We start from the raw sequence: 16,668 nt of genomic DNA on the forward strand, positions 1-16,668 counted from the left end.
GTCACAAGGTGACGTGCGGGGCCAGCTCGGCAAGCGTCGCCTCGCCGATGCCGGAGACCTCCAGGAGCTCGTCCACCGCGGTGAACGGGCCGTGCTCACTGCGCCACTGGAGGATCGCCTCCGCGGTCACCGGGCCCACCCCGGGCAGCTCCTCCAGCTCGGCCTGGCCTGCGGAGTTGAGGTTGACGAGCGCACCCGTGGCCGTCGGGGCGGACGCCGATGCCGCGGGGGCGGCTACTCCGCCGGGCGGCGGCACGCCGACGACGATCTGCTCCCCGTCGGTGAGCAACCGGGCAAGGTTCAACGGGGTCAGGTCCACCCCGGGCCTGGCGCCTCCGGCAGCCTCGATCGCGTCCACCACCCTCGCCCCGGCGGCCAGGGTGACGATCCCAGGACGTCGCACCCGTCCGGCGACGTCGACGACCACCGTCCCAGTCGCCACGGCGGCGGGCGAGGCAGCCGCCTCGGCCACGGGTGTGACGAGCTGCGGTGCCGACTCGACCGGCTCCACCGGCTCGGTCTGTCCGGGTTGGGACCAGCCCGATGCGACGAGCTCACCCTGCTCGTCGGACCGCACCACCCACCACGCGGTCACCGCGAACGCCGCGGCGACCAGCAGCGCGACGACGCTGAGGTGGGCCGCGCTCAACCGGACCCGGCCCTGCAACGTCGGGGGGAGCCGGTCGTGGGTCCACCCGCCCAGCCTGCTCAGCAGCCCGACCGGACGTCTGGCGTGCCGCCCGGGCACCGCCGGGCCCGCCGCATCCAGGACGGATCCTCCGGTGGTCGCCGGAGCCGGGGTGCTCGGCGCACGAGAGTCGCGCCCAGGACCGGGCCGCGAACCGCCCTCGTGGCCGACGTGCGGGCCGACACCGCGGGCTTCGCTGTCGGCCGGGAGATGGAGGACGTCGCCGCGGTCCGCCGAGCCGTCGCCGCCGGTGCCGCCCTCCGCCCCGTCGACCTCGCCCTCTCCCGGGTCGGGCAACGAGCTGCGCAGGGCTGCCAGCTCGGCGCTCAACAGCTCCAGCCGGCGACGGGTGATCGCGGCTTTCTCGGCCTGGGCAGCGGTTCGTCGGGACGCCATGTCACGACCGTAGGAGTGTGCGGACCGTCCGCGGACGGCCGTGACCCGATCTGTGGACAGGCAGCCCGGCATCGCTCCGTGTGGACGCTCGACGGCCGGCCGCCCACGGCGCCGAGCCCGCGACCTCCCGCTACGGCGCCGAATCCGCCTCGATCCCGGCGAGCTGCTCCGGGAGCGGGGAGACCACCACGGCCACCATGCCCGGGCCCACATGAGCCCCGATCACGGCCCCGACCTCACCCACGACGATCTCCCGGCCTTCCAGGTTCGCTGCCAGCCGGTCGCGCAGCTTCTCGGCGAGCAGGTCGGCTCGTTCGGGGTTCGCGAGATGAGCCACGGCGACGTCGACCTGGAGCTCGCCGGCCGCGGCCACGGCGTGCTCCTCCAGCCGCGCCAGCGCCCGCCCCGCCGTCCTGACCTTCTCCAGCATGCCGATCCGGCCGTCGTCGAGGCTGAGCAGCGGCTTGACCGAGAGCGCCGATCCGAGCAGCGCGGCGGCTGCCCCGATCCGGCCGCCGCGGCGCAGGTAGTCGAGGGTGTCGACGTAGAACAGCGACGTCGTGGCCGCCGTACGGCTCCGGCAGACCTCGGCGGCCTCCGCCGCCGACCCACCTGCGGCCAGCACGCCCGCTGCGGAGAGCACCGCGAAGCCGGTGGCCATGCCGAGCTGGCGGGAGTCGACGGTGGTGACCGGCACCGGGGCCTCCCGGGCGGCGAGCTGCGCCGACTCGTAGGTGCCGCTGAGCTCGCTCGAGAGGTGCACCGACACGATCTCGGTCGCCCCCTCGGCGGCGGCCTTCTCGTAGACCTCGAGCATCGCCGCCGGCGACGGTCGGGAGGTGCTCACCGGCGTCCACTGCCGCAGCGCCTCGGCCACGGTCTCGGCGGTCGCCCCTCCCTCGACGCCCTCGTCGTAGGACCTAGCCCCGATCACGACCTGCAGCGGTACGACGACGATCCCGTGCTCCTCGGCGACACCGGGCGGCAGGGACGCCGTGGAGTCGGTGACGAGGGCGATGTGCGACATGGCCGGAAGGTTACCCGGCTGCCCACCCGATGAGCGGAGCCGTCCGCTGCGAGGACGTGTGGTACGACGATCAGGGGTACTGCCCCGCAACAGCGCCCGAAGCAGACCAGGAGGACACCCATGCGCGTCGTCATCGCCGGAGGACACGGCCAGATCGCCCTGCTGCTCGAGGAGCGGCTGAGCCGGCGAGGGGACCAGCCCGTCGGCCTCGTCCGCAACCCCGACCACGTGGCCGACCTCGAGAACCGTGGCGCCGAAGCCGTGGTGCTCGACCTCGAGAAGGCAGGCGTCGACGAGGTTGCCGCGGTCCTCGACGGCGCCGACGCGGTGGTGTTCGCCGCCGGAGGCGGACCCGGCTCGGGCGCTGCCCGCAAGGAGACCGTCGACAAGGGCGCCGCGATCCTGCTCGCCGACGCCGCGGAGCGCGCCGGCGTGCGCCGCTACCTGATGGTCTCCTCGATGGGTACCGACCGGGTCGACCCGACCAGCGACGACGTGTTCCAGGTCTACCTGCGGGCCAAGGCTGCCGCCGACGAGGACCTGCGCGGACGCGACCTCGACTGGACGATCGTCCAGCCGGGGCGGCTGACCGACGACCCCGGCTCCGGGAAGGTCAGCCTGGACCCGGACGCGCAGCCCCGCGAGATCCCCCGCGCCGACGTGGCCCATGCCCTGGCCGCAGCACTGGACTCCCCCGCCACGATCCGCAAGCAGTTCACGCTGCTCAGCGGCCCGGTCCCCGTCGAGGAGGCGTTCGTCGACCTGTGACAGGTCAGGAGGCGACGATGTTGACCAGCTTCGGCGCCTTCACGATCACCTTGCGGACGGTCTTGCCCTCCAGGGCTCGCTGGATCACCGGCTCGGCCAGCGCCATCGCCTCCAGGTCGGCCTCGGTGATGTCCGGGCTGACCTCCAGCTTGCCGCGCAGCTTGCCCTGCACCTGGACCACGGCGGTGACCGTGTCCTGCACCAGCAGCGACTCGTCGACGGTCGGCCAGCCGGCCCGCGCGACGGTCGGCTCGTGCCCCAGCCGGGACCACATCTCCTCCGCCGTGTAGGGCGCGACCAGCGACAGCATGATCGCCACGGCCTCGGTGGCCTCACGCACGGCCGGGTCGGCCGGGCCGCAGCCGGAGTCGATCGCCTTGCGGGTCACGTTCACCAGCTCCATCACCCTGGCCACGACGACGTTGAAGCGGTGCGAGTCGATCAGCTGCTCGACCTCGCGCAGCGTCCGGTGGGTTGCCTTGCGCAGCTCGACGTCCCCGCCGGTGACGTCCACGCCCGCAGCGGAGGTCACGTCGCCGCTCAGCCGCCAGGCGCGCTGCAGGAACTTCAGCGACCCGCCGGGCGACACGTCGGCCCAGTCGATGTCGTCCTCCGGCGGGCCGGCGAACACCAGGGTCAGGCGTACGGCGTCCACGCCGTACTGGTCGATCATGTCGCCCAGGTTCACGCCGTTGCCCAGGGACTTGCTCATCGCCTTGCCCTGGTTGATGACCTGCCCCTGGTTCAGCAGCGCCTGGAACGGCTCGACGAAGTCGACCATGCCCATGTCGTGCAGCACCTTGGTGAAGAACCGGCTGTACAGCAGGTGCAGGATCGCGTGCTCGACGCCACCGACATATTGATGCGCCGGCATCCACCTCCGCACCGCCTCGGGGTCGAAGGGGCCCTCGGTGTAGTCCGGCGAGCAGTAGCGCAGGAAGTACCACGACGAGTCCACGAAGGTGTCCATCGTGTCGCTGTCGCGCTTCGCCGAGCCGCCACAGGACGGGCAGGCGACATTGACCCAGTCCTCCGCCGCGGCCAGCGGCGAGGTGCCCTTCGGCTTCAGGTCCGCGCCACGCAGGTCGGGCAGCTCGACGGGCAGCTGGTCGTCCGGGACCGGGACCTCGCCACAGCTCTCGCAGTGCACGATCGGAATCGGGCAGCCCCAGAACCGCTGCCGCGACAGCAGCCAGTCACGCAGCCGGAAGTTCACCGCCCCCTGGCCGCGCCCGGCCTCCTCCAGCCGCGACACGATCCGGGCGATCCCCGACGCCTTGTCGGTCAGCCCGTCCAGGTCCCCGGAGTTCACGTAGACGCCGTCGCCGGTGGTGGCGACGAAGCTCTCCTCGGGGTTGTCCTCGCCGGTGTCGACGACGCGCCGTACGTTCAGGCCGAACGCCTTGGCGAAGTCCAGGTCACGCTGGTCATGAGCCGGCACGGCCATCACCGCACCGGTGCCGTAGTCGGCCAGCACGTAGTCGGCCGCCCACACCGGGATCCGCTCCCCGTTGACCGGGTTGACCGCGTAGCGACCCAGGAAGACACCGGTCTTCTCGCGCTCGGTGGACAGCCGGTCGATCTCGCTCTCCTTGCGCACCTGCTCCAGGTACGCCTCGAACGCCTCCCGCTGCTCGGGTGCGCAGATCTCCTGGGCCAGCTTCGCGTCCGCGGCCACGACGAAGAACGTCGCGCCGTACAGCGTGTCCGGGCGGGTGGTGAACACGCTGACCCGCTGCTGCGGCTGGTCTCCGCAGGCCTCGATGTCGAAGTCGACGTGTGCACCCTCGGAGCGGCCGATCCAGTTGCGCTGCATCGCCAGCACCCGCTCGGGCCAGGTGTCCTTCAGCTGCTCCATGTCATCCAGCAGCCGCTGGGCATAGTCGGTGACCTTGAAGTACCACTGGGTCAGCTCGCGCTTGGTGACCTCGGCACCGCACCGCTCGCACGCTCCCTGCACCACCTGCTCGTTGGCCAGCACGGTCTGGTCGTTGGGGCACCAGTTGACCGGGCTGGACTTGCGGTAGGCCAGGCCGCGCTCGCGGAACCGCAGGAACAGCCACTGGGTCCACCGGTAGTACTCCGGGTCGGAGGTGTGCAGCCGGCGCGACCAGTCGAAGCTCACCGCGTAGCGGCGGAACGACTCCGCCTGGGTCTCGATGTTGGCGTAGGTGTACGTCGCCGGGTGCTCGTCGCGCTTGATCGCGGCGTTCTCGGCGGGCAGGCCGAAGGAGTCCCAGCCGATCGGGTTCATCACGTCGTACCCACGCTGCCACCAGTACCGGGCGATCACGTCGTGCAGGGCCATCACCTCGGCGTGACCCATGTGCAGGTCACCGCTCGGGTAGGGGAACATCGTCAGCGCGTAGCGCCGCTCGCGCGCACCGTCGTCCGCGGCCTGGAACGGGTTGAGGTCCTCCCAGACCTTGCGCCACCTCTCCTGCGCGGCGACGACGTCGTACGTCGTCCGGTCCTCTGCCGTCCGGGGGGCCTGCTGCTCGGTCATCGTCTCGTCTTCCTGTCGCGTGTCGGTCGCGTCGCCTCGGGCACAAAAAAACCCCTCAGGCATGAGGGGTAGCCGCGCTGTCGTGGTGCGTGGTCAGCGCGGCCGGCTAAGAAGGAGGAACCTGGTCACCCGGCCATGGTACCGCAGGCACCCCCGTGCGCCGCGAGCAGTGCTCAGTCCTCCAGCGGACCGAGCGCCACCGTCAGCTCCCGGAGCAGTCCGGCGGCGGTCTCCTCGTCGAGGAGATCGCGGACGACCAGTGCCTGGACGGCACCGCTGACCAGGTTCCACGCCCCGGTCGCCAGATCGGTCACCGACAGGCAGCTCTCGCCGAGCGCCTCCACGGCGAGCAGCTGTGCCCGGGCGGTCTCCCGGATCCGGTCCGCGAGGTGAGCCGCCCAGGTCGCGGAGTGCACCGCTCCGGCCCAGTCCTCTCCCCGCATCCGGTCCGCGGCGGCGGAGAGTCGCTGCGGGTCCTCGGGCTCGAGCCGACGCAGGCGCCGCACCAGCGCTGCGACCTCGCGGCCGTTCGGACCCAGACGACTGCCGTGCTCGTCAGCGCGTCGTGACCGGTAGCTGCGCAACAGCTCCGCGACGGCTCCTCCGGGGAGCTGGTCGTAGGCAGCGCCCACCGCACCGCAGACGGCCGTCACCGCGGCCGCGGCGACGGGGCTCTGCCGGGGAGCCCCCTCCCCCGTCGTCCAGGTCCAGCCGAAGACGTCGTACCTGATGAAGTGCTCCAGCCCGTCCCGGCCGACGACCGAGGTGCGCTCGAGCAGGGCCAGCGCCTCGTGGGCACGGTCCATCGCCACGAGTGCGGCGCCTGCTCTCAGCGCACCGGTCAGGTTCTCGGGGTGGGACGCGGAAGCCTCGAGCGCGGGTAGGTCCTCGATGCTGGCGGTCGCCGGGTCCGCCGCCTCGGCGTACACCTCGGCGATCGCGGGCAGGTCGTCCTCGGTGAGGTCGAGCGCCGCCAGCATCAGGGACGCGACCGCGACGCCTCCCTCGCGCCGGACCAGGTCGAAGCCGAGCACGGGCGCGCTGACCAGTGAGTACACCTGGTACCTCCTGGTCCTCGTCAGCCCTCTGCGCCCGGCGTGCGGGCCGGATCCGTGCTTACGGTGCGCCCACGATCGACAGCTTGCCCTTGCCGTAGCCCGTCACGTCCACGACGAGGTCGAGGCGGTTGCCCAGGATCGCGGCGAACCCGGGCACGTCGCTCGGGGTCGCCGCACCGGGCGGGTACGTCGCGTGCAGCTTCACGTGCGGGTGCCCCTCGGCGTTGAGCAGCGACCCGCAGATGTTGAGGACCTCGCCGAGGTTCTCCTGCAGCAGCGGGCTCAGCTCAGCGTCCTCGATCGCGGCCTCGGCCCCACCCACGGGGATCAGTCCGATCGCCGCGGCGGCGTAGGCCGAGAGATCCAGATCCAGGGCGATCACAGCCCGCGTCCGCAGTCCGTCGTCGACGAAGACGCCGAGGGTCGCCGGCTCCTTCGGCTTGGGTGCGTAGGCGTCGCCGATGGCCACCTCGACGTTGCGCCCGAGCAGGTCGAGCAACAGGTCTCGCACGGCCTTCGGGGTCGGAAGAGGAGTGGTCATCGTCTGTGTTCCTTTCAGCCCAGCACGGGGTCGAGGGCGTCGCGAAAGCTCTCCGCTGTGAAGGGCTTGGTGATCAGGAAGAGGGCACCCGCGTCCTGTGCCCGCTGTGCCATCTCCGGAGAGCTCTCCGAGGTGATGAAGCCGAACGGCACGTTCTTGCCGGCTGCCCGGAGTGACTGGAGCATCGAGATGCCGTCCATCTCGGGCATGTTCCAGTCCGAGAGCACGAGGTCGGGCATGTGCTGGTTGACCGCGTCCAACCCCTCGCGGCCGTTGCCGGCCTCGACGAGGTCGTGGCCATCGTAACCGGCCTGGCGCAGGGTGCGGGTGACGATCTGCCGCATCACGCGGCTGTCGTCGACGATCAGGATCTTCACTGTTCTCCTCCGTTGGGTGCGTTCTTGGTGCGGGTGGACTCCCAGACGCTGACGCGCAGCGGCTGTCCGTCCCAGGAAAGGTCGGCGCGGCTCAGCTCGACGCCGTCGAGGGTGACCGCCCGCGTGACCCGGCCCATCACGACGGTGGGCAGGGTGAGGCTGCTGGGGGCGGGCATGATGCCCTTGATGTTGCCGCCGACCATGTTCACCAGCTCGCCGACGGCGTCCATCACGTCCTCGACGGTGACCTCGTCGAGCCCGAGCATCGCCTTGGTCGCCTCCTCGGCACCGGTGGCGGTCATCTCGAGCCAGACCTGGCCGTCCCAGGCCCCGCCCACGCCGACCCAGGCGTGGACGCCGTCGACGTTCGGGGCCAGCGGCTCGGCGGCGTCGAGCAGCGGGGTCTCGTCCTCGGTGCCGAGGAACGAGGCCCAGACGCCGTTGCTGATCTCGCGGACCTCCTCGAGGCTCAGCAGGGTGTCGGTGTTCATGCGATGCTCCTTGCGGGGTTGAGGCCGAGAAGGTCGAGCTTCTCGGAGAAGGCGTCTGCCCCGAAGGGCTTGATCAGGTACTCGTGGGCCCCCGCGGCGAGCGCGCGGACGATCTGTCCCTGCTCGGACTCGGTGGTGACCATCATCAGTGAGATCTGCCGCCACTCAGGGCGCTGCCGGATGGTCTGCACGAACGTGAGTCCGTCCATGACCGGCATGTTCCAGTCCACGGTGGCGAGCACGGGCAGGTCCTCGCCTGCCTCCTCCAGGCGGGTGACCGCCTCGGCTCCGTCGCCGGCCTGGAGCACCTCGAAGCCGAGCCCGCTGAGCTGGCGGGTGAGAACCATCCGCATGGCGCGGGAGTCGTCGATGACCAGTGCACGCATGTCACTCACCTGCCTTCACCGGCCGACACCAGGGGCGCCGGAGACTGTCGAGCGGTTCCATTGATTCCTCCTGCAAGGGGACGGTTGAGAGTGGTTCGGCCGGCAGAGACGCGCTCCCAGTTGTCGTCGATGCCGAGGGTCGTCTCGGCCCCGCCGAGGACCAGGTAGCCCTGGGGGTTGAGGACGCGCTGGGTGCGCTGCAGGATCGAGCGCTTGGTCGGGGTGTCGAAGTAGATGAGCACGTTGCGCATGAACACCACGTCGAACGTCGGCAGCGGCGGGAACGGCGCGGCGAGGTTGAACTTCTGCACCCGCACCATCGACCGGAGCTGGTCGGAGACCTGCCAGTGGGTGCCGACCTTCGTGAAGTGCTTGACCATCATCGGGGCGGGCAGGCCCCGGTTGATCTCGAGCTGGCTGTAGCTGCCCTGCTTGGTCCGCTCTAGCATCTCCCCCGAGATGTCGGTGGCCAGGATGTCGACCGACCAGCCGAGGGGTACGACGTGCTCGGCCATGAGCATCGCGATGGTGTAGGCCTCCTGGCCGCTGGAGCAGGCCGCCGACCAGACGGTGATCCGACGGCGTGCAGCGGTGCTCTTGAGCAGCTCGGGGATGATGTGGTTGGTCAGCGCCTCGAAGGGCTCGCGGTCACGGAACCACGAGGTCTCGTTGGTGGTCAGTGCCTCGACGATCGCCTCCCGGTCCTTGGCGCTCCCCCGGGTGGACACGGCGCCGACGTAGTCGTCCACGCCTGCGTGACCCGCCGCACGGGAGAGCGGGAGCAGGCGTGCCTCGACGAGGTACTCCTTGCCCGGGCTGAGCACGATGGCCGCCTCGCGGCGGACCAGTTCGCTGACGTACCCGAAGGCACGCGGGGAGAGCGTCACGATCGGACCTCCTCGAGAGCAGATGCGGTGCCCAGGGCGGGACGACCGGTGCGGACGCGTCCGACGATGGCGGGAGCCACGTCGGGCAGGGGAAGGATGCGGTGTGCCAGACCGGCGCCGGCGACCGCGCCGGGCATGCCCCACACGACCGAGGTCTGCTCGTCCTGGACGAAGACACTGCCACCGGCGGCGACGATGTCGGCCGCGGCTCGTGCACCGTCGGAGCCCATGCCGGTCAAGACGACGGCCAGGACGTTGGGGCCGAAGTTCTCGGCGACGGAGCGGAAGAGCACGTCGACCGCGGGACGGCAGTAGTTCTCCGGTGTCCCCTGGTCGAGCGTGACCAGGGTGTGCTCACCGGAGCGGCGCAGCCGCATGTGGTAGTCACCGGGGGCGATCAGCACGTGACCGGGGCGCACCCGGTCACCGGGCAGAGCCTCGCTGACCGAGACCGCACAGCGGGTGTTGAGCCGGTCGGCGAACTGCTTGGTGAAGACCGGGGGCATGTGCTGGACCACGACGATCGGCACCGGGAAGTCGGCCGGAAGGGCAGCGAGCACGGTGGTGAGGGCGTCCGGGCCTCCGGTCGAGACACCGATCGCCACCACGTCGACGCGGTGCTCCCGAGCCGGTCCCGGCCGTGTCGCCGGAGTCGGTGCGGTCCCGCGCCCGGGTACGGCGGGCGTGGCCGGACGTCGTACCCCCGCCCGAGCAGGCACAGAGGCACCCAGCGCCGAGGCTGCGCCAGGACGGGGGCAGAGCGCGAGGATCTTCGGGACCAGCTGCGCCCGGACCGCCTCCATCGACGCGGTCACGCTGCCGACGTTCGCGGGCTTCGTGACGTAGTCACGGGCACCCCGCTCGAGCGCGTCGAGGGTAGCGGTGGCGCCGCGCTCGGTGAGCGTGGAGAACATGATCACCGGGAGCTTGGGGTAGTCCCGGCGAAGCTCCAGCAGGGTCTCCAGCCCGTCCATCACGGGCATCTCGATGTCGAGGGTGATCAGGTCGGGGTTGGTCTGCGGGATCTTGGCCAGGGCGACCTTGCCGTTGGCCGCCGTCCCGACCACCTCGATGTTGGGGTCAGCCGACAAGATGTCGGACACCAGCCGGCGTACGACGACGGAGTCGTCGACCACCAGCACGCGGATCCGCGTCATGGTGCCGTCCTTTCGTTTGCTCTCATCGGTCCTGTTGGGAGACCTGCGCTGTGCCGAGTGACCCCCCGGTCGCTGAGCACAGCGCAGGTTGCTTGCTAGTACTGGAAGCGGGCGACCAGCTGCTGCATCTCAGCCGCCATCCGCGCCAGCTCCTCGGCCGCCTGGCTGGTGGACGCCGCAGCAGCAGTGGTGTCGTTCGCGGTCCGCGCCACACCGGTCACGTTCTGCGCGATATCACTGGACCCGGTCGCCGCCTCAGCAACATTGCGACTCATCTCGTTCGTCGTCGCGGTCTGCTCCTCCACCGCCGACGCAATCGTGTTCTGCGTGTCATTGATCCGCGCGATGATCGCCGAGATCTCCCCGATCGCCTCCACCGCAGCAGAGGTATCGGACTGGATCGCCTCGATCCGACGAGAAATGTCCTCCGTCGCCTTCGACGTCTCCTGCGCCAACTCCTTCACCTCGTTGGCCACGACCGCGAACCCCTTGCCGGCCTCACCGGCCCGAGCCGCCTCGATCGTCGCGTTCAACGCCAACAGGTTCGTCTGCTCCGCGATCGAGTTGATCACCTTGATCACGTTCCCGACCTCCGACGAGGACTCACCCAGCTTCGCCACCGTGCTCGTCGTCGTCTCCGCCACCTGCACCGCCTGCGCCGCAACCCCCGCAGCAGACGACGCGTTCTGCGCGATCTCCCGGATCGACGCCGACATCTCCTCCGTCCCCGTCGCCACCGTCTGCACGTTCCGCGACACCTGCTCGGCCGCCGCCGACACCAGACCCGCCTGCGACGCCGACTCAGCAGCCGAACCAGACATCTGACCCGACACGCTCGAGAGCTCCTCCGACGCCGACGCCAACGCCTGCGAGTTGTGATCGATCTGGCTCATCGAATCCCGCAGCTGATCCATCGCCGCGTTCAACGCCACCGCCATCTGACCCACCTCATCCGCCGAGTCCACCTCCAACCGCTGGTCGAGCCGACCCGCAGCCAGACCGCGGAGGACCTCGACGGCGCGGCCGAGCGGCTTGGCGACCAGCCCGGACAGGTAGCGGGCCATCGCGAGCGCCAGCAGACCGGCGAGGACCACGAGGCCGATCACCATCAGCCGGCCGGAGTCGTAGGCGCTCTGCGAGGCCTCCCGCGCCTGCTCGGCGTCGGACATCTCGATGTCCAGCAGCTTGTCGATCGAGTCGGCGACCTGGCTGGCCAGAGCGCTCATCTCGCCGGCACGGATCGCGGAGAACCGCTCCAGCTGGTTCGCCCGAGCCGCGGGCAGCGCCTTGCTGTCGCGCACCTCGCGGTAGGCGGTGAGCCCCTGCTCCAGGGAGGTCAGAGCCTCCTCTCGTCCGGTCAGGTCGGTCGTCCGGTACGTCGTCAGAGCGTCGTCGACCAGGCCGTCGAGCTCCTTGATCCGCGCATCGAGGGTCGCCATGTCCTCGGCGTCCGTGGACAGGGCCACGTCGAGCGTCCGGAAGCGAATGGACTCGAAGTAGGTCTCCACGCTGCCGATCAAAGCGAGGGACTGCAGGTTGTCCTCGTACATGTGGTCCAACCGGCTCTGGGCCTTGCCCAGGCGCGTGACGCCGAGCGCCCCGACCAAGGTCATCAGCACGATTACGGCGAGGAACCCGGCCAGCAGCTTGTGAGCGGTCTTCAGATCCCGCACCCTGCCCATGACTCCTCGGCTCTTCACGTTGTCCTTCATGTCGCTCTCCACGACGTTCCCCGTTTCAGTGGTCGTTGCCGCAGCTGCGGCGTGGTTCCGAATCTGTGCTGCCGGCACGCCGGGATCCGGCGACCGGGTGATGCGTCTCGGCAGGCAGGCCTGGCCGGCCGGTCGGTCTGCCGGCTGGCGCACTTCCTTGCTCGCCGAGGTGGTCAGTACTGGAAGCGGGCGACCAGCTGCTGCATCTCGGCTGCTGCGCGGGCGAGCTCCTCGGCCACCTGGCTGGTGGACGCCGCAGCAGCAGTGGTGTCGTTCGCGGTCCGCGCCACACCGGTCACGTTCTGCGCGATATCACTGGACCCGGTCGCCGCCTCAGCAACATTGCGACTCATCTCGTTCGTCGTCGCCGTCTGCTCCTCCACCGCCGACGCAATCGTGTTCTGCGTGTCATTGATCCGCGCGATGATCGCCGAGATCTCCCCGATCGCCTCCACCGCAGCAGAGGTATCGGACTGGATCGCCTCGATCCGACGAGAAATGTCCTCCGTCGCCTTCGACGTCTCCTGCGCCAACTCCTTCACCTCGTTCGCCACCACCGCGAACCCCTTACCGGCCTCACCAGCCCGAGCCGCCTCGATCGTCGCGTTCAACGCCAACAGGTTCGTCTGCTCCGCGATCGAGTTGATCACCTTAATCACGTTCCCGACCTCCGACGAGGACTCACCCAGCTTCGCCACCGTGCTCGTCGTCGTCTCCGCCACCTGCACCGCCTGCGCCGCAACCCCCGCAGCAGACGACGCGTTCTGCGCGATCTCCCGGATCGACGCCGACATCTCCTCCGTCCCCGTCGCCACCGTCTGCACGTTGCGCGACACCTGCTCGGCCGCCGCCGACACCAAACCCGCCTGCGACGCCGACTCAGCAGCCGAACCAGACATCTGACCCGACACCGAAGACAGCTCCTCCGACGCCTGCATCAGGGTCTCTGCGCTGGTGCCGAAGTCGGTCATCGTGCTGCGCAGGGTCTCCAGCGCCTCGTTCAAGGAGAGCGCCATCGTCCCGAGCTCGTCCTTGGAGTCGAGGTCGAGACGTTCGTCGAGCCGGCCGCTGGCAAGCCCCTTGAGCACCTCGACAGTCCGTCGCAGCGGGCGGGTGATCATCCGGCTGATCCACAGCGCGACGATGATCGCCACGACCGTCGCGACACCCAGGATCAGGAGCATCGCGAGCGTGAGCGAGGAGCGCAGGTCCAGCTCCTCCTGGTTCACCCGGGCGATGCCTTCGTCGATGGCCGTGCGCAGCTGGTCGAGCACCGCGTCCATCTGCTGGTTCGCGTCGGCCACCTGGCCGACCTGCGCGGCAGCCGCGTCACGGTCGGTGGCCGCGAGCTCGACGTAGCCGCTCATGAAGGTGAAGTAGCCCTCGAGCGCGTCGTAGAAGCCAGACTCGTCGGCCGCCGCCGCAGAGTCGATCTTCAGCTCGTCGAAGCCGGCCAGGATGTCCTGGGCCGTGGCGATGTCCTTGGCGAGGTCGGCCTTGACCTGCGCGGTGTCGCGCTCGACGAGCGCCCGGTAGGCGTCGGACTTGATCTCGCTGAACCGTGTGTCGAGGCTGTTGACCAGCGAGGCCGCCTGCGTGATGTGGCGTGCCTCGAGGGACTTCTCCTCGATGGCGTTCATCTTGACGTAGCCGTAGCCACCGAGGAGCACGCCGGGCAGCAGGCCGACCGCGGTCACCAGGACCAGCTTGTGAGCCGTGCTCCGGTTGCGGAGGACGGCACCGACGGTCTTCACGCAGCTTCTCCGTCGAGGGTGACGGCGAGCTCGGTGTCGAGGGCGAGCATGAGCTCGGTGTCGAGCTTGCACACGCCGGTGACCATGACACGGATCCGGGACGGGACGGTCTCGGGTGCCGCCTCGAAGGACTCCTGGCTGGGCTCGAGCACGTCGCCGATCTCGTCGACGACGAGGCTGACCGCGCTGCCGTCGGCGGTCCGGACGACCACGCACACCGACGGGGCCTCCTCCTCGCGTGCGGGGATGCCGAGCCGGCTGCGCAGGTCGATCGTGGTGACGATCTGGCCGCGCAGGTTGATCAGGCCGGAGACCTCGTGCGGTGCGAGCGGGACCGGGGTGACCTCCTGTGACTTGAGGACCTCCTGGACCGAGGAGACCGGAACACCGAAGAGGTGGCCGTCGAGGACGAAGGTGCAGTACTGCTGGGACATCTGGTGCTCTCCCTCAGCTCAGGACCGCCGGGGCGAGCAGCCCCGGGTCGATGGAACCGATCACGCGGTCGATGTCGACCAGCTCGGTGACGAGGCCGTCCACGACCGCCGAACCGTTGTGGCCGCCGGTGTCGAGGTGGCTGCGGACCGAGAGCTCCTCCTCGACGATGTCGAGGATCCCGGCAACGACGATGCCGATCAGGCTGTCGCCGCTGCGGCACACGACCACCTGGAGCGACTCGCCCTGGTCGCCGCCATACCCCTGCAGGGCCTGGTCGAGGCGCACGAGCGGAAGGATCTGGCCGCGGTACTGCACGACCTCGTGCCCACCGGTGCGTTCGATCCTGGTGAGTGCGAACTCCTCCAGCCGGTCCACGGTCCCGAGCGGGATCGCGGCACGCCGGCCGTCGCCGAGCGCGACCACGAGCAGTGCGGTGTTCTCGGTGTTGCTGGCCTGCACGTTCGAGGCGTCGAGCCCGTCGCCGTTCTCCACCGCCATGCCGGCCCGGCGGGCGAGTGCCATCGCGTCGAGGATCAGTGCGACCTGTCCATCACCCATGATCGTCGCGCCGGCGTACAGCTCGATTCCGCGAAGCTGGCGGCCGAGCGGCTTGACCACGATCTCCTCGGTGTCGAGGATGCCGTCCACGATCAGGCCGAACTCGCGGTTGTCCGCCTGAAGCACCACGATGTAGGTCGTCTCGTGGTCCACCACGGACAGCCCGAACTGCTCGCGGAGGTCCACCAGGGGCAGCAGCCGGCCGCGGAGCCGGTAGACCGGAGCTCCGTGCACCGTCTCGATCGCAGAGTGGGAGTCGGGCTCCACGCGCACCAGCTCGAGCAGGTTCACCTGCGGGATCGCGTACCTGTTGCCGGCCGAGGCCACCACGAGCGCGGGGATGATCGCCAGGGTCAGCGGGATCCGGATCCGGACCGTCGTGCCCTCGCCGCGGACGCTGCTGACGTCGATCGTGCCGCCGATCTTCTCGATGTTGGTCTTGACCACGTCCATGCCGACGCCGCGGCCGGAGACGTTGGTGACCGCCGCTGCGGTCGAGAAGCCGGCGGAGAAGATCAGGTTCAGTGCCTCGCGGTCACCCAGGGCGGCGGCGCCCTCGCGGGTGAGCATGCCGTTCGAGACGGCCTTGGCGCGCAGCTTCTCAGGGTCGATCCCGGCGCCGTCGTCGGCGATCTCGATGTTGACCTGGCCGCCCTCGTGAAAGGCACGCAGCAGCAGCGTGCCCTGCTCGGGCTTGCCCGCCGCGAGGCGCTGCTCGGGGGTCTCGATGCCGTGGTCGACGGAGTTGCGGACCAGGTGGGTCAGCGGGTCGCGCACGGCCTCGAGGATGGTCTTGTCGAGCTCCGTGTCGCGCCCCTCCATGCGCAGGTCGACCCGCTTGCCGAGCATCAGGGACAGGTCGCGCACGACGCGGGGCAGCTTGCTCCACACGTTGTCGATGGGCTGCATGCGCGTCTTCATGACGCCCTCCTGCAGCTCACCGGCGATCAGGTTCAGCCGGTGGGTGGTCCGCGCGAGCTCGATGTCCTCGCGGGTCGCGGACCGCTGGAGCATCTGGTTGCGCGTGAGCACGAGCTCGCCGACCAGGTTCATCAGCGAGTCGAGCAGCGCGACGTCGACGCGGATCGAGCTGTCGGCGACCGACCGGCGAGCCTCGTCCTGGCCGCCTGCGCTGTCGGAGGAGCCGGTCTCGGCGGCCGCGGTCCCGGCGGCGGCCTGGGGCAGGGCGTCCACCGCTGCAGGGTTCTCGGCGAGTGCCGAGCTCTCGGGGAGCAGGTCCAGTGCTGCGAGGTCGGCGGGCACGATCTCGTCGGCGCCGAGAGGTACGTCGGTGCCGGTGCTCGCCGTACCCACCTGCCCGTTGAGCGAGCCGGATGCCTGGCCGGACCCGGCCGCCTCGGCACCCACGGTGGCGAGTGCGGTGGCGGTGACCGTCACCTCCTCGGCCGGGACCTCGACCTGAGTGGTCCCTCCCTCGAGCAGCGCCTCGAGGCGGGCCACCAGCGGAGCGTAGGTCTCCTCGCCCTCGTTTCCGCTGCGCTCGATCTCCGCCAGCAGAGCACGCACGGCGTCGACCATCTCCAGCAGCACGGTGGTGATCTGCGGGGTGAGCACCATCTCGCCGTCGCGCAGACGCGACAGCAGGCTCTCCCCCACGTGCGTCACCGACTCCAGGGTGCCGAAGGCCAGGAAGCCGCTGGTGCCCTTGATGGTGTGCAGCGTCCGGAACACGCTCGAGAGCAGCTCGCGCGACGACGGGTCGCGCTCGAGGTCCACGAGGTCCCGGTCGAGCTGGTCGAGGTTCTCGTGGCTCTCCACGAGGAACTCCTCGATGATCTCGTCCATGCCTTCCATGCCGTCCATGGCAGCTCCGCTCTTCCCATCAGTGCCCGCGGCGGGCAGGTTGCTTTATCAATCGGTTCCCAGCGCCCGAACTTGAGCCGTTTTGCGCCGGTTCGGGGGTGGT

Annotated in this window: 15 protein-coding genes; 1 reads left to right on the forward strand and 14 read right to left on the reverse strand. The window is 70.1% G+C overall.

Annotated elements, in window-relative coordinates; all coding sequences use genetic code 11:
• Position 1 precedes the first annotated feature (1 nt).
• Both ACYVIH_RS14550 and ACYVIH_RS14555 read right to left on the reverse strand, forming a co-directional pair.
• A complete protein-coding gene (locus tag ACYVIH_RS14550) occupies positions 2-1,084 on the reverse strand; it encodes a helix-hairpin-helix domain-containing protein (protein WP_460870181.1) in 1,083 nt (360 codons plus the stop codon).
• Between the two features lie 130 nt (positions 1,085-1,214).
• Positions 1,215-2,111 (reverse strand): DegV family protein, encoded by an 897-nt coding sequence (locus ACYVIH_RS14555; protein ID WP_460870182.1) that lies wholly within the window; start codon positions 2,109-2,111, stop codon positions 1,215-1,217.
• A gap of 120 nt (positions 2,112-2,231) precedes the next feature.
• Here ACYVIH_RS14555 and ACYVIH_RS14560 point away from each other — a divergent pair, with 120 nt between their 5' ends.
• Positions 2,232-2,879, forward strand: a complete 648-nt coding sequence (locus ACYVIH_RS14560) for an SDR family oxidoreductase (protein WP_460870183.1) — start codon at positions 2,232-2,234, stop codon at positions 2,877-2,879.
• A 4-nt stretch (positions 2,880-2,883) separates the two neighbouring features.
• Here the strand turns inward: ACYVIH_RS14560 and leuS are convergent, their stop codons facing one another.
• From leuS to ACYVIH_RS14620, 12 genes are all read right to left on the reverse strand, one after another.
• The gene (leuS, locus tag ACYVIH_RS14565; protein WP_460870184.1) at positions 2,884-5,385 is read right to left on the reverse strand and encodes a leucine--tRNA ligase; all 2,502 of its coding nucleotides are present in this window, start codon (positions 5,383-5,385) and stop codon (positions 2,884-2,886) included.
• Between the two features lie 173 nt (positions 5,386-5,558).
• Complete coding sequence (locus ACYVIH_RS14570; protein WP_460870185.1) at positions 5,559-6,443, reverse strand: hypothetical protein; 885 nt, start codon at positions 6,441-6,443, stop codon at positions 5,559-5,561.
• Positions 6,444-6,501: 58 nt separating this feature from the next.
• A complete protein-coding gene (locus tag ACYVIH_RS14575; protein WP_460870186.1) occupies positions 6,502-6,984 on the reverse strand; it encodes a hypothetical protein in 483 nt (160 codons plus the stop codon).
• A 14-nt stretch (positions 6,985-6,998) separates the two neighbouring features.
• Positions 6,999-7,361 (reverse strand): response regulator, encoded by a 363-nt coding sequence (locus ACYVIH_RS14580; RefSeq protein ID WP_460870187.1) that lies wholly within the window; start codon positions 7,359-7,361, stop codon positions 6,999-7,001.
• Entirely contained in the window at positions 7,358-7,852 is a 495-nt protein-coding gene (locus ACYVIH_RS14585; RefSeq protein ID WP_460870189.1) for a chemotaxis protein CheX, read from the reverse strand. The genes ACYVIH_RS14580 and ACYVIH_RS14585 overlap by 4 nt, the downstream gene beginning before the upstream one ends.
• Positions 7,849-8,238, reverse strand: a complete 390-nt coding sequence (locus tag ACYVIH_RS14590) for a response regulator (RefSeq protein WP_460870190.1) — start codon at positions 8,236-8,238, stop codon at positions 7,849-7,851. Before ACYVIH_RS14590 ends, ACYVIH_RS14585 begins: the two co-directional genes overlap by 4 nt.
• 5 nt (positions 8,239-8,243) lie before the next feature.
• Positions 8,244-9,125, reverse strand: coding sequence for a CheR family methyltransferase (locus tag ACYVIH_RS14595; protein WP_460870191.1), 882 nt, complete (start codon positions 9,123-9,125; stop codon positions 8,244-8,246).
• The gene (locus tag ACYVIH_RS14600; RefSeq protein ID WP_460870192.1) at positions 9,122-10,282 is read right to left on the reverse strand and encodes a protein-glutamate methylesterase/protein-glutamine glutaminase; all 1,161 of its coding nucleotides are present in this window, start codon (positions 10,280-10,282) and stop codon (positions 9,122-9,124) included. The genes ACYVIH_RS14595 and ACYVIH_RS14600 overlap by 4 nt, the downstream gene beginning before the upstream one ends.
• Positions 10,283-10,377: 95 nt before the next feature.
• Entirely contained in the window at positions 10,378-11,994 is a 1,617-nt protein-coding gene (locus ACYVIH_RS14605) for a methyl-accepting chemotaxis protein (RefSeq protein ID WP_460870193.1), read from the reverse strand.
• Positions 11,995-12,167: 173 nt separating this feature from the next.
• The gene (locus ACYVIH_RS14610) at positions 12,168-13,748 is read right to left on the reverse strand and encodes a methyl-accepting chemotaxis protein (RefSeq protein ID WP_460870194.1); all 1,581 of its coding nucleotides are present in this window, start codon (positions 13,746-13,748) and stop codon (positions 12,168-12,170) included.
• Positions 13,745-14,182, reverse strand: coding sequence for a chemotaxis protein CheW (locus tag ACYVIH_RS14615; RefSeq protein WP_460870195.1), 438 nt, complete (start codon positions 14,180-14,182; stop codon positions 13,745-13,747). The genes ACYVIH_RS14610 and ACYVIH_RS14615 overlap by 4 nt, the downstream gene beginning before the upstream one ends.
• A gap of 13 nt (positions 14,183-14,195) precedes the next feature.
• Positions 14,196-16,565, reverse strand: coding sequence for a chemotaxis protein CheW (locus ACYVIH_RS14620; protein ID WP_460870196.1), 2,370 nt, complete (start codon positions 16,563-16,565; stop codon positions 14,196-14,198).
• Positions 16,566-16,668 lie beyond the last annotated feature (103 nt).

This window comes from Nocardioides pakistanensis (assembly GCF_054781215.1).

Bases quoted from the DNA above. Each gene is read 5' to 3' on its own strand.
- ACYVIH_RS14550 (WP_460870181.1), bottom strand. From the start codon at position 1,084: ATGGCGTCCCGACGAACCGCTGCCCAGGCCGAGAAAGCCGCGATCACC.
- ACYVIH_RS14555 (WP_460870182.1), bottom strand. From the start codon at position 2,111: ATGTCGCACATCGCCCTCGTCACCGACTCCACGGCGTCCCTGCCGCCC.
- ACYVIH_RS14560 (WP_460870183.1), top strand. From the start codon at position 2,232: ATGCGCGTCGTCATCGCCGGAGGACACGGCCAGATCGCCCTGCTGCTC.
- leuS (WP_460870184.1), bottom strand. From the start codon at position 5,385: ATGACCGAGCAGCAGGCCCCCCGGACGGCAGAGGACCGGACGACGTAC.
- ACYVIH_RS14575 (WP_460870186.1), bottom strand. From the start codon at position 6,984: ATGACCACTCCTCTTCCGACCCCGAAGGCCGTGCGAGACCTGTTGCTC.
- ACYVIH_RS14585 (WP_460870189.1), bottom strand. From the start codon at position 7,852: ATGAACACCGACACCCTGCTGAGCCTCGAGGAGGTCCGCGAGATCAGC.
- ACYVIH_RS14590 (WP_460870190.1), bottom strand. From the start codon at position 8,238: ATGCGTGCACTGGTCATCGACGACTCCCGCGCCATGCGGATGGTTCTC.
- ACYVIH_RS14600 (WP_460870192.1), bottom strand. From the start codon at position 10,282: ATGACGCGGATCCGCGTGCTGGTGGTCGACGACTCCGTCGTCGTACGC.
- ACYVIH_RS14605 (WP_460870193.1), bottom strand. From the start codon at position 11,994: ATGAAGGACAACGTGAAGAGCCGAGGAGTCATGGGCAGGGTGCGGGAT.
- ACYVIH_RS14615 (WP_460870195.1), bottom strand. From the start codon at position 14,182: ATGTCCCAGCAGTACTGCACCTTCGTCCTCGACGGCCACCTCTTCGGT.
- ACYVIH_RS14620 (WP_460870196.1), bottom strand. From the start codon at position 16,565: ATGGACGGCATGGAAGGCATGGACGAGATCATCGAGGAGTTCCTCGTG.